Below are 12,172 nucleotides of genomic sequence, written 5' to 3'. Positions count from 1 at the left end.
TTTGAATTATTTTTTGCCAGTGGAGAACAACTTAGATGCAAGCAGATCCCAATTCTCATCAAGACTCTGAAGAAAATGCTCAGGCTGATAGTGAAATAAGACAAACTAAGCAATTTCAAACTAACGCAGGTAGTAGAAAATTATCCCTTGGTCGCGCCAGCAGACGCTCATTTCTCGGCCGCGCCGGCTTATTTAGTGCAGCTAGTGTTGTCGCTGGGGTTTTTAGCTCATCCTTTTCCTCGAAGAAAGGAGAAAATATTGTCCAGGCCCAGGAACCTGCTGTCAAGCCAAACTATAGCGACTTACGCGAAAAAGCCTTTCAAGTACGTACAACCGCAGCCAAGGTTAATCGGGAAATTCCCATTCCTCCCCATCCCACCAACGGAGATGAGGCCAAGTACGCCAACAAAATTGCTACAGATACACGAGGATTGCCCCATAATCAACTGGGTGAAGTGGATCTGAAGGCTTATCAATCTTTGATTAATGCGCTGAAATCTGGCGATCCCAACGAGTATGAAAAAATCATTCTGGGCGGCAAACGGAAGCTGGTACAACCTCTCACTCCATTAGCAATTAGCTTGAGTGGGGTGAATACTTCTCAATTGGCGATTCCAGTACCACCCACCCTGGATAGTGCAGAACAGGGGGCTGAGTTCCTGGAAATTGCTTGGCAACAACTCTTACAGGATGTACCTTTTAGCGAATTCCGCAATGATACAACTAACCCGCTGATTCTGGCGGCGGTTAAGGATCTGAACCGGTTATCAGCATTTAAAGGGCCTAAACAAAACGGACGAGTTACACCCGAACTACTGTTTCGAGGCACCGCAATTTACGTTGACGCCTCTGGGAAAACGATTTATCACACCCTACCAGGGGTAGATGTGGGCCCTTATGTCTCCCAGTTTTTACTGCGTCCAATACCCGCAGGAACCCATAGTTATGCTCAACTTAACCGTGTTCCTCTAGCTATTCCCGAAAATAGTTTCCAAACTAACTATGACGAGTGGTTGTTAGTACAAAATGGTGGCGATCCTGGTCGAACGATTAAGTTTGACTCAACCCGTCGCTACTTTATCAACGGGCGCGACCAGTCAGAGATTGCCCACACGCCGCCACCAGTCTATACAAATGCAGCTTTGATTCTACTTGCCAAGCCAGTCAGTGATAATCCTCTGGCTGGCGGTGTTGGTTCACCTTACAATGCTGGCAATCCTTACAACAAGTCGAAGACACAATCTAGTGGTTCTGGAACATTTGGCCCAGGATATTCACAATCTCTGATCGGTTGGGTTAGTCCACATGCTATTAGAGCGGCTTATTGGCAAAAATATTACGTACATCGTCGTCTACGAGCCGAGGCTTATGGTGGGTTGGTTCACAACAACAAGGTGAATAAAACTAACCATCCGATTCACTCTGAAGTTTTCCAGTCAGAAGCACTCGATCGCTTCTTCAGCAAAAATAAATCCTATCTGCTACCACAAGCTTTCCCCGAAGGCGCACCGTTGCACTCTTCTTATCCAGGCGGGGCTTCGGTATCAGCCGGTGCTAGCGTCACAATCTTGAAGGCGCTATTTGATGAGAATTATGTGATTCCCAATCCGGTAGTGCCCGATCCCAAAGATCCTAGCAAGTTGATTCCATATCAAGGGCCACCATTGACTGTAGGCGGCGAATTGAACAAACTAGCGGCGAATATTGGCTTAGGTCGTGATAGTGCAGGGATTCACTGGCGCACAGATGCAGCAGCGTCGTTAGCTCTTGGCGAAGCGATCGCTATTGGTATCCTGAAAGACGAAAAACTAACTTTCCGCGAAAAATTTGAAGGTTTCACCTTTACCAAATTTGATGGTACAAAAGTCACGATTTAAAACTTTCACTGTTTAGAAAGGCAGACTTAGAGACGCATTGGCAGAGCAAAAGTGCAATGTCGCGTCTCTACCATTAGTTTGCATCTTATTGAGTTGAAGAATTCCCCAATGCCCAATCTTCGGAAATTTTATTCGCGATACTTGCGGCAGGCTGCGCCTACGCGGTTTGTGTTATTGAGCATAGTAGTAGCGATCGCTCTCTTTATCTCTACAACTCCAGCATTCAACACCAAGAATACAGTATCAGCACAAGAAGCATCGCCGGACATAGAACTAGCAAAGAAAGTCGGTAAAGAAATTATTGCGGCTTGTCCTGTCGTCTCTGATGCTAAAAATTTAGCTGCCTTCAACTCCTGCGCTGACAAACTCGCCAAGCTAAAAATCTTGCGCGAAACTATGAACGTACCCTTTTTATGGGGCGCTCAAAATAAAGTTGGTAACTATAATCTCAAAGCTAATCAAAAAACCGAATTTGATCCCTTGGTATGGCGACGTACTTACCTCTCTACCTTTATGTTTAAAGGTGAACCCAAGGTTGAACAGATAAATAATCTGATTGTCATCCACCTTTCCACTCAGTTTCGGAATCAGCTTGATATTGGAGATTTTCCTTATCCGTTCTGGCACTCATCAAAAAAATGGGATTCTTATCAGCAAACTATAGAATTACTTTTCTTTCTAGAACAAAAGAAGTTGATCGGTTCGCTACGTTCAGCAGTAGTTGATCCAAAGCGTCCAAAGGTAAATCATGCCTGGGATGGTAAATGGGTTTGGAATGACGCTAATGGCAAGAAGCAGCCTTATGTGACACTATATACACATTTATTTTCTCCATCGAACCCATACGTGACTAAAGTTGATGCTGCTTATCGGGCATTGGAAGTCAAGCTGAGGGAAAATGCTTGTGTTGTTTGTCACAGTCCAGACAACCCCGCCAAGCAGAATCCTATATTAATACTGAATTATCCGAATCAGGCTCTCACCTTACGACATGAAACGGTGCGCCAAATCAAAGAAAAACTCATGCCTCCTCCGGCTGGGATTGCTAACGATCAAGAGCGACAACAGTTAATTGAACTCGCTCAGAGATTTGCCCAAGCAGGCGATCAAGCTCTTGCTTATGAAGGTGAAAAAATATAGAAACACCAGGCGATTGGAAATCGCAGCTACACAAACGTACTCCTTTGGAGAACCCGTTGGCGCAGAGGCCGCCTACGCGGACTCTCTGAAACCCGCGCAGACGGGTTTAGTTTGTATAGCCCCAGACTTCTAGTCTGTTCGCGTAGCGTGCGCCTTAGGGACTTCCAAATAAAAAAATATTCAATTAACTCTTGTGGGGTGGGCGTCTCGCCCGCGCAATGGACTGGGTAGGCGAGACGCCCACCCCACAATATTGGATAATTTATTTCTTGGAGTTTCCTTAGCGCAGGGCGATCCGCCAAAACTGGATGCTCCCTAACTCATCTATGCAGGATAAAAGACCAATGTTCGCAACTCAATACTTTGTCTTGCAGGTGCATCTACGGAACTCGTCGGATCGTCAAAGGCTGAGTGGGCAGAAAAACGTGCAGGCCCATTTTCTGCGGAGTCAAAACATTTAATAAATATGACTTCATTCCGCCGCATTTGAGGGAAATAGTACCATTTATGTTCTGGGTTGTATGTGACTGCGTAAGTTTCACCAGTGCGATCGCGATATACTAAATCACCTGCTACAAGTTCTGATGGTGCAATAGTACGTGCATCAGTCAAAGCTAATGGTGATTCTTGAATTGTGTCAGCTATTCCCCGCCATACATTGATGACGGCAAATCGTTGTTTTAATAGTGCCTCAATCTCATCATTATCTATGCCTCTTTTTTCTAACTCCCAGCGCGCCCTTGTATAGCCAGATTTAGCTGTAAAGTCATTGTGTACTCGCTTGCCAGGTTCCCTAATTTTATTTTCACCAGGGTTGCTTAAATCGGCATTACGCAGAGTGTGATCGAATATCACTACTTTAGTTCCACCTGTTACCTCTTTTAATAATTGCTCTGCTTCTGGATAGTAAACCTGACGTACTTCGTCTTCATCATAAAAGTTGCGAACATTGGTATTATGCTCGGTAAATGCAAATCCTTCTTGATCTAGCAAGATATCTTTTGAGATGGAACGAGCATTGTAGATTCGCAGTTTGTGTGTTTGAAAGGCGGTATTGGAGCGAGGTGTACCTGATGGTGGTTCATAAGTATAGTTGACAGGTTTTTCCACCATCGGGACTAGGTAATTGAGGTTGGCCTCTACGTATGGCAAATCTTGAGAGGTTGGTTTATGGATAACTTGGCTGTTTAAGCTCATAGGTGATGGTCTTTTGGTTGTTGAGAATTTGGAATCAAGACTTATACACAAAGGTTATCTGTTGAGACTAAGTTCAACACCTAATTTCTGGTATGGGAATCCTCTTTGATTCTGGAAAAAATCATCTACACTTAGAGCTTAGTTGTAAGTTTGGTCATACTAACTCTACTAAGTAGATTTCAAAAATCAGATAGGAATCCGATAGTAAAGTGCAGAAGACATCTATAAATGATGTCTTCTGTACCGTGACTATGCCAATTGCAGTACTATTAAAATACTTATTGCCGATTGACTTACAGTAGATTAATGCAATAATAGTAATTGAAACACAGATAAGATACAAGCTCTTTGTCAATAAACTATACATTTTGCTCAATACCTTTGCAAATTAATGATTAGCGATGATGCCTTAGGTGAGCAATTTCAGACGGGGATTTCATCCTTGTCTGAAAGTGTCTTTAGTTGTGAATTGTGAATTAATATGATTCGTTCAACAAGGATAAACCGTCGATATTTTATTTTGGGAACAGGAAGTGCGATCGCCTCCGTTCTGTTTACCAGTTGTTCCTCTAGTCAAAATCAATCGATAAGTACGCCTACAAATTCGGCAGTACCAGCATCACAACAAACCAACATAATTAAAGTTGGGGTTTGGTCTGTCATTGCTGAAGATATTTTAAAGTTTATTCAAAAAGACTTAGCCTCTAGTCAGGGTTTAGAAATCCAGACTGTTAAATTTGGCGATTGGGTGCAAGTTAATAATGCCTTAAAGAGTGGCGAAATTGATGCCAACTATTTTCAGCATCGTCTGTTTATGGAAGATTCAGCTAAAAGACTCAACCTCAATCTGGTGATGCTAAATCAAACTTATTTAACGCCAATTGGAATTTATTCTAAAAAGATTAAATCATTGAGTGAAATTCCTAACGGTGCAACAATCGCCATCCAGAGTGATGCTAGCAATCAGGATCGTACCCTCAAGTTTTTGCAATCTCAAAAATTGATCAAATTGAAAGATACATCGGGTAATCTGTTCAGTGTTAAAGACATAGTAGAAAACTCTAAAAATCTGCAATTCAAAGAATTAGAAGGGCCAGCTATTGTCAGAGGATTGGATGATGTCGTTGTGGGCGCATTTTTAGGGAGTCTGCTGATTCAAGCAAAACAGCTTGATTTGCGTCCCATCGTCCAAGAATCAACCAACGATAAAAGATATGCTCTGGGTTTAGTGACATTGCAGGGTAAAGAAAATGACCCCAAAATTCAAAAGCTGAACCAACTGATAATCGATCCCAAAGTCAAAAACTTTATCAAAAATACGTATCAAGATGCACTAATACCAGTGTTTTAAAGCAGAAAAGTATCGATGAGGAGTAAAACACAAAGTGATTCGTTCAAAAGCAATAAATCGTCGATATTTTATTTTAGGAACAGGAAGTGCGATCGCATCTGTTCTCTTTAGCAGTTGTTCCTCTAGTCAAAATTCATCTCAACAACTCAATACCGTCAAAGTGGGAATTACCCAGATCGTCCCGGAAGACATTTTGAAGTATGTTCAAAAAGAGTTAGCACCGAGTCAAAACTTAAAGGTTGAACTGATCAAGTTTAGCGATGGGATCATTGCCAACAATGCGCTTAAAAGTGGAGAAATTGACGCTTATCTTGGTCAGCATCAAGCATTTATGGAAAACATCGCCAAGAGACTCAATCTAGATTTAGTTATGCATCCGCGCATTTTTTCCTATATATTTGCACTCTATTCAAAACGATTGAAAATCAAATCGGCCGATGAACTTCCTCAGGGTGCTTTGGTTGGCATTGCCAATGACCCCATCAATCAAGACCGTGGCTTAAGATTACTCAGAGTTGCGCGCTTGATCGAGCTTAGGGATAATTCTGGTGATTTGTTCACCATTAAAGATATCACCGAGAATCCGAAAAACTTGAAAATTCAGGGCGCAGATGGAGGTTCTCTACCTAGAGCGCTGGATGATTTAGATGTTGTTTCCATATATGCAACTGCATTGGCAAATGCCCGAATTAAGCTAGATCCTATCCTTATAGACCCAACCAATCTAGAAAGAAAATATACAGCAGGGTTAACAACTTTGCGGTCAAAAGAAAATGATCCCAACATTAAAAAACTCGATCAATTGGTTGTTCATCCCAAAGTAAAAGATTTTATTGCTAACACCTACCAAGGGACGATCGCACCTGCATTCTAATAAATTATGAGTAATCGTACATTACATTTTGGTCTGAATGCTCTGCCTGCTGGTAATCATCCTGGTGCTTGGCGGAGTCCCCAAGCATCACCTTTTGGCTACTATGATTTTAATCAATGGCAGCACATTGCTGAAGTAGCAGAACGGGGAACCCTGGACGCTATTTTTCTAGCAGACAGCCCATCTTTATTTACATCACCTGAGTCAGGCCCAGCAATCGGTTTTGATCCTACCGTTTTACTTGCTGCTTTAGCATCAGTCACAGAACACATTGGGTTGATTGGTACAGCATCTACGTCATTTGAAGAACCGTATAATATTGCCCGTCGCTTTGGTTCTCTGGATCATCTGAGCAATGGGCGGGTGGGTTGGAATGTAGTCACCACTCGTAACGCTAACGCAGCTAAAAACTATAGTGACGCGCCCCATTTACCCAAGTCATTACGTTATGAAAGAGCCGCAGAATTTGTCGAAGTCGTGCGGAAATTATGGGATAGTTGGGACGATGATGCCCTCATCGGCGACCAACTTAGCGGACGCTTTGCTGATTCAGAACGGATTTATGCGATTAACCATCATGGTGAGCATTTTCATGTTGATGGCCCGCTTAATCTCCCACGTTCTCCCCAAGGACAACCCGTCTTATTTCAAGCTGGCGGCTCGCCTGGAGGCTTAGAATTAGCTGCTCGTTATGCAGATGGGGTCTTTGCATCACTTCTATCACTCCCTGATGCAATTGAGTTTACAACCGATCTCAGAAGACGCACGGTTAAACATGGGCGACCGGCTGACGCAATTAAGGTATTACCTGGACTTTCAACTGTGATTGGTAGCACAGAAGAAGAGACTAAAAAGCGGCACAGAGAGCATCTTGAGTTGACAGGGACAGAAGAAAGGTTAGGTGCGTTAGCCGGTCATCTGGGATCTGTAGTCTATGACTTAAACCCAGATAAACCATTCCCTGACTTCATACTTGATGGTACATATCAGCCAGCTGACGGCGTGGGAGGGTTTAGCAAGGCCATAATTGGTCTGGCTCGTCGTGAACATCTTACTGTCGGCGAGTTAGCTAAACGATTCAGCAAAGGACATCGTTTTATCGCTGGGACACCTGAGCAAATAGCAGACTCAATTGAAGAGTGGTTTTTGGTTGGGGCTGTTGATGGCTTTAATTTAATGCCAGATGTTTTACCTTCAGGCTTGGAGATTTTTGTCGATCATGTAGTCCCAATTCTCAGAAAGCGGGGAATTTTTCGGCATGAGTATACAGGAAAGACCTTGAGAGATCGCTTCGGATTAAATCGCCCACAAAGCCTATTTAGGCGTGAAAAACTCAAGCTTTGAAACTTTTCAATGATTAAATCAGGAGAAAACCAATGGTTGCAAGTCTAAGCAAACCCGTGTGGACTGAAGAATACGAAACTGAAATTCTGAACAAGCTAGCAGCTCAACACGCGCCTTATTTACTCAACTTGGAAAAGGTAGAGACTCGTCCGCCCCAAACACAAGAAGAAAAGGAGAATTTTGCCCGTTTTCGCATTGCTGGAGCCGCCCACGATCTGTTTATTGTACAGGTGATTGCCAAGGCGATCGCACAATTAATTCACGATCCTCACTGGCAACTATCTTTAAGTCGGCAATTGGGGGATGATGGCGCACACTCGCTCAATAGCCGTCTCCGAGTACAGGAGTTATTAGGCTATGACCCCATCGATGAGATCCGGCAACAGGTACAGGAACATTGGGAGTTTATGGGCGACTCTGCTGTGCGCGATTGGTTGGGATTCGCTGCCTTTCAAGTGCATTATGAACTCCATGTTGTCGGGCCATTCCTACTGCAAAGTCGGGTGGGTCGAATCAGTGACCCCAAAACTGCCACCTATTTTGTAGACAGAATACTACCCGATGAAGCGGCGCATCGGTTAGCAGTCATTGACTGGTGGAAGCAACTCTACGACAAAGCATCACCGAATGAGCAAACTGAACTTGCAGCCCAATTGCTAGAGCGAGATGAGGAGATTCAGCAACGACGCACCAACTATCTTATAGACCATTGGGATACTGCTCATAAAGCCAAGGGTATTACCGCAGTGGATGGTATTAACGCTGTTTACGACGGCTGGCGCAGAGAAGTTCTGGCTTACTTACTCGATACTCCCGTCAAGCAGCTGCCGAAATTGCTCAGTGTAAGCCAATGAATTTTGGATTTTAGATTTTAGATTTTGGATTTTACATAGTCCCCCATGCCTCCTGCCTCCTGCCTCCTGCCTTCTGCCTTCTGCCTTCTGCCCAATAACTAAAAACCATGACTCAAATCGAAGAAAAAGTTATAGATTCCACATTCCAGTTCTCGACTCCTGTCACGCCCAAATCGGCAGAATTGCAAAGCCTGTTCGATTTTATCGCTCTGGGAGCAAGTGAGCGCGATCGCGATCGCATCCTCCCATACAATGTCATCGATTTGATCCGCCAATCACGTTTAGGTGCTTTGCGAATCCCTGTTGCTGATGGTGGTACTGGTAGCACTGCACGGGAACTGTTCGATGTCGTGATTCGCCTGGGAGATGCTGACCCAAATGTGGCTCACATTGTACGGAATCATTTCTCCCTCACAGAGCGGATTTTGCGTGCGCCACGTAGTGAGCGAAATCGTCGCTGGATTAAAGCGATCGTTGATGGTGCAATCTTTGGCAGCGCCGCCAATGAACTGGAACTGAAAAAAGCTGGTGGAGGCGGAGTCGTCAATACGAAATTAACACCAGATGGCGACGGCTATCGTTTGAATGGGACGAAGTATTACAGCACAGGTAGCCTTTACTCAGATTATCTCTATGTGCGTCTACTTACACCCGATGGCATCCCAGCACTTGGAATTATCCCCAGCAAGCGCGAGGGAGTTGAGCTTGTGGACGACTGGGACGGCTTTGGGCAACGGCTGACCGGCACGGGAACGACTATATTCACCAACGTTCGCGTTCAAGCAGATGAAGTCATTCTGGAGACAGATACGGATAAAGACTATTTGCCCTATAATATAGTCCCTCAATTAGTTTTGACTGCCATCAATGCCGGGATTATTCGCAGTGTGCTACGGGACGCAACAACGCTGATTAATAAACGCCCCAGAACCTTTTACCATGCAGTATCCGAGCAAGCAGCAGATGACCCCCTCTTGCAACAAACCGTTGGTCTGCTTTCCGCAAACGCCTTTGCAGCAGAAGCGATCATTCTAGCTGCCGCCGATGGTCTTGATCGTCTTGATGCTGCTAAAACTCAGGGTAAGGAGTCAGAATTGGCAGCAGCCTTAGATGCTTCTCTAGGTGCATCCAAGGCAAAATTAATTGTCGATGACCTAGCACTCAAATCAGCCACTTTGTTATTTGAAGTAGGTGGGGCTTCCACAACTAAGAAAAGCTCTAACTACGATCGCCATTGGCGCAACGCCCGTACCCTAGCATCTCATAATCCAGGTCATTTCAAAGCTCGTGCGATCGGAGATTACGAGATCAACGGTACACCATTACCGCCAAAAGGGTTCTTCTAATTTTGAGCAATTAAGCTTGTTCAGCTCCTTGACTTTTTGAAAGTCTGGGAGCTTGTTATCTATCAAAACTACTTAAGAATTCAATATTCCTTCATTTTCTCTACAGGAGAAAAGAAAACATTGCCATCTACATCTGTTCTTCTCTATGTCGATACCCAGTACGCTAGCCCCTATGCACTGTCGGCTTTCGTATCTCTGCATGAAAAAGCATTGCCGTTCGACATCCAAACTATCGATTTAGCCGCCAAAGCCCAGCATGAGCCAGAGTATGCAACAAAGTCCTTGACGCACCGCGTACCGACCTTAGTTCACGATGGATTCTCTTTGTCTGAGTCTTCAGCGATCGCAGAATACATTGATGAGGTTTTTCCCGGTACTCCGTTATATCCAAAAGAACCACAGAGTCGAGCCAGAGCGCGTCAGGTACAAGCTTGGCTTCGCAGCGACCTTACGCCCATCAAGCAAGAGCGCTCCACTGAGATTATCTTCTACGGAGTAAAAAAGCCACCGCTTTCTTTGGAGGCAAAAAAAGCTGCTGATAAATTATTCTCTGCTGCTGAGTTATTGCTTTCTAGCAACACTGAAAACCTATTCGGTCAATGGTCTATTGCTGATGTCGATTTGACATTAATACTCTATCGTCTGATTCTCAACGGCGACCCAGTACCCGATAATTTGATTGCTTACGCCAAATATCAATGGCAAAGGCCATCTGTTCAGCTATGGGTCAATCAACAACGCCCGCCACTTTAAAAAGATAAAAGTAAAAAGTAAAAACGATAATCCCCATAAATAAATTTAGGGGCATCAAACCATTTTTGTTTTTCTTTCTTTTGCCTTTTTACTTTTTACTTTTGCCTTGTTTGGTGAATCAATTTTGGATTTACCCATCAGTCGCTAATGATAGATTTTACCCACGATATTCAAACAGAGAAATAATGATTAAGAGTCCAGAGAAGCTTGCAGATACCACTTTCAAATTTACGGCTCCAGTTACAGCCAACTCACCAGAATTACAAAAACTTTTCGATTTTATCGCTCTGGGAGCAAGTGAGCGCGATCGCGATCGCATCCTGCCTTTTGATGTCATCGACTTAATCCGGCGTTCCAGATTAGGTGCATTGCGAATCCCTGTTGCTGATGGTGGCGCTGGTAGCACTGCACGAGAACTGTTTGAGGTCGTGATTCGCCTGGGAGATGCTGACCCAAATGTGGCTCATATTGTGCGGAATCATTTCTCTGTTACAGAGCGGCTTTTACGCGCTCAACCCAGTGACAGAAATCGTCGCTGGCTGAAAGCCGTTGCTGATGGCGCGATTATTGGACTCGCCTTAACTGAACTAGAAGTGAAGCGAGCTGGTAGCGGCGCAGTGGCAAATACAAAATTAACACCTGATGGTGATGGCTATCGTCTGCATGGAACCAAGTATTACAGCACTGGTAGTCTTTTTGCAGACTTAATTTTCGTGCGAGTACTAACACCTGATGATACTGTTGCTACAGTAATTATACCAACGAAACGCGAGGGGATTGACCTTGTAGACGACTGGGACGGCTTCGGGCAACGCTTGACTGGCACAGGAACAACTACCTTCACCAATGTGCGCGTAGCCGCAGATGAGGTAATTCTTGATACAGATCCAGATGCAGATAAACTGCCTTACAACATTGTTCCGCAATTAGTCTTGACTGCCGTGAATGCAGGGATTATTCGTAGCGTGCTGCGTGATGCAAAAAACCTCATTCATAAACGCCCTAGAACTTTTTACCATGCCGTAGCCGAGCAAGCAGCAGATGACCCGCTATTGCAGCAAACTATCGGTCAAATCTCCGCCAACGCCTTTGCCGCAGAAACAATTGTACTGGCTGCTGCTGATGGACTCGATCGCCTGACTGTTGCCAAAGCTCAAGGTGAAGAAGCTGAATTAGCAGTAGCTTTGGCAACTTCTCTGAGTGCAGCTAAGGCGAAATTGATTGTTGATGACTTGGCACTACGTTCAGCTACCTTGCTCTTTGAAGTTGGCGGGGCTTCCACAACTAAAAAAAGCTCTAATTTAGATCGTCATTGGCGCAACGCCCGCACCTTATCATCCCATAATCCTGGTCACTTCAAAGCGCGTGCCATCGGCGACTACGAAATCAACAGTACACCACTACCGACACGAGGATTTTTCTAGGGAAATTGCAAT

The 12,172-nt window shown here is 44.4% G+C and carries 10 protein-coding genes; 9 read left to right on the top strand and 1 reads right to left on the bottom strand.

The window, feature by feature from the left end; translation table 11 throughout:
* Positions 1–35: 35 nt before the first annotated feature.
* Entirely contained in the window at positions 36–1,877 is a 1,842-nt protein-coding gene (locus V7L31_RS20445; RefSeq protein WP_334697942.1) for a vanadium-dependent haloperoxidase, read from the top strand.
* Positions 1,878–1,985: 108 nt separating this feature from the next.
* Positions 1,986–3,017, top strand: coding sequence for a hypothetical protein (locus tag V7L31_RS20440; protein ID WP_334697941.1), 1,032 nt, complete (start codon positions 1,986–1,988; stop codon positions 3,015–3,017).
* A gap of 324 nt (positions 3,018–3,341) precedes the next feature.
* On the opposite strand, the gene V7L31_RS20435 is transcribed toward V7L31_RS20440, so the two are convergent.
* The gene (locus tag V7L31_RS20435) at positions 3,342–4,214 is read right to left on the bottom strand and encodes a CmcJ/NvfI family oxidoreductase (protein WP_334697940.1); all 873 of its coding nucleotides are present in this window, start codon (positions 4,212–4,214) and stop codon (positions 3,342–3,344) included.
* A 481-nt stretch (positions 4,215–4,695) separates the two neighbouring features.
* On the opposite strand from V7L31_RS20435, the gene V7L31_RS20430 reads away from it, so the two are divergent.
* The 7 genes from V7L31_RS20430 (at position 4,696) to V7L31_RS20400 (ending at position 12,160) form a co-directional block, all read left to right on the top strand.
* A complete protein-coding gene (locus V7L31_RS20430; protein ID WP_334697939.1) occupies positions 4,696–5,565 on the top strand; it encodes a MetQ/NlpA family ABC transporter substrate-binding protein in 870 nt (289 codons plus the stop codon).
* A 34-nt stretch (positions 5,566–5,599) separates the two neighbouring features.
* Positions 5,600–6,439 (top strand): MetQ/NlpA family ABC transporter substrate-binding protein, encoded by an 840-nt coding sequence (locus V7L31_RS20425; RefSeq protein WP_334697938.1) that lies wholly within the window; start codon positions 5,600–5,602, stop codon positions 6,437–6,439.
* A 6-nt stretch (positions 6,440–6,445) separates the two neighbouring features.
* Complete coding sequence (locus V7L31_RS20420) at positions 6,446–7,783, top strand: LLM class flavin-dependent oxidoreductase (RefSeq protein WP_334697937.1); 1,338 nt, start codon at positions 6,446–6,448, stop codon at positions 7,781–7,783.
* A gap of 32 nt (positions 7,784–7,815) precedes the next feature.
* The gene (locus tag V7L31_RS20415) at positions 7,816–8,637 is read left to right on the top strand and encodes a hypothetical protein (RefSeq protein WP_334697936.1); all 822 of its coding nucleotides are present in this window, start codon (positions 7,816–7,818) and stop codon (positions 8,635–8,637) included.
* 107 nt (positions 8,638–8,744) lie between these two features.
* Positions 8,745–9,983, top strand: a complete 1,239-nt coding sequence (locus tag V7L31_RS20410; RefSeq protein WP_334697935.1) for an acyl-CoA dehydrogenase — start codon at positions 8,745–8,747, stop codon at positions 9,981–9,983.
* A gap of 120 nt (positions 9,984–10,103) precedes the next feature.
* Positions 10,104–10,736 carry a glutathione transferase gene (yfcF, locus tag V7L31_RS20405; protein ID WP_334697934.1) on the top strand — a complete coding sequence of 211 codons (633 nt, stop codon included), beginning with the start codon at positions 10,104–10,106 and terminating at the stop codon, positions 10,734–10,736.
* A 185-nt stretch (positions 10,737–10,921) separates the two neighbouring features.
* Complete coding sequence (locus tag V7L31_RS20400) at positions 10,922–12,160, top strand: acyl-CoA dehydrogenase family protein (RefSeq protein ID WP_334697933.1); 1,239 nt, start codon at positions 10,922–10,924, stop codon at positions 12,158–12,160.
* Positions 12,161–12,172 lie beyond the last annotated feature (12 nt).

It is taken from the genome of Nostoc sp. (genome assembly GCF_036916655.1).
Lineage (GTDB): Bacteria > Cyanobacteriota > Cyanobacteriia > Cyanobacteriales > Nostocaceae > Nostoc.
The sequence above is the reverse complement of the archived record's forward strand: the minus strand, read 5'-3'. Positions and strand labels throughout refer to the sequence as shown.

What these genes read in the sequence shown, in the direction of transcription:
- V7L31_RS20445 (WP_334697942.1), top strand. Translation starts at nt 36, where the DNA reads ATGCAAGCAGATCCCAATTCTCATCAAGACTCTGAAGAAAATGCTCAG.
- V7L31_RS20440 (WP_334697941.1), top strand. Translation starts at nt 1,986, where the DNA reads ATGCCCAATCTTCGGAAATTTTATTCGCGATACTTGCGGCAGGCTGCG.
- V7L31_RS20435 (WP_334697940.1), bottom strand. Translation starts at nt 4,214, where the DNA reads ATGAGCTTAAACAGCCAAGTTATCCATAAACCAACCTCTCAAGATTTG.
- V7L31_RS20430 (WP_334697939.1), top strand. Translation starts at nt 4,696, where the DNA reads ATGATTCGTTCAACAAGGATAAACCGTCGATATTTTATTTTGGGAACA.
- V7L31_RS20420 (WP_334697937.1), top strand. Translation starts at nt 6,446, where the DNA reads ATGAGTAATCGTACATTACATTTTGGTCTGAATGCTCTGCCTGCTGGT.
- V7L31_RS20415 (WP_334697936.1), top strand. Translation starts at nt 7,816, where the DNA reads ATGGTTGCAAGTCTAAGCAAACCCGTGTGGACTGAAGAATACGAAACT.
- V7L31_RS20410 (WP_334697935.1), top strand. Translation starts at nt 8,745, where the DNA reads ATGACTCAAATCGAAGAAAAAGTTATAGATTCCACATTCCAGTTCTCG.
- V7L31_RS20400 (WP_334697933.1), top strand. Translation starts at nt 10,922, where the DNA reads ATGATTAAGAGTCCAGAGAAGCTTGCAGATACCACTTTCAAATTTACG.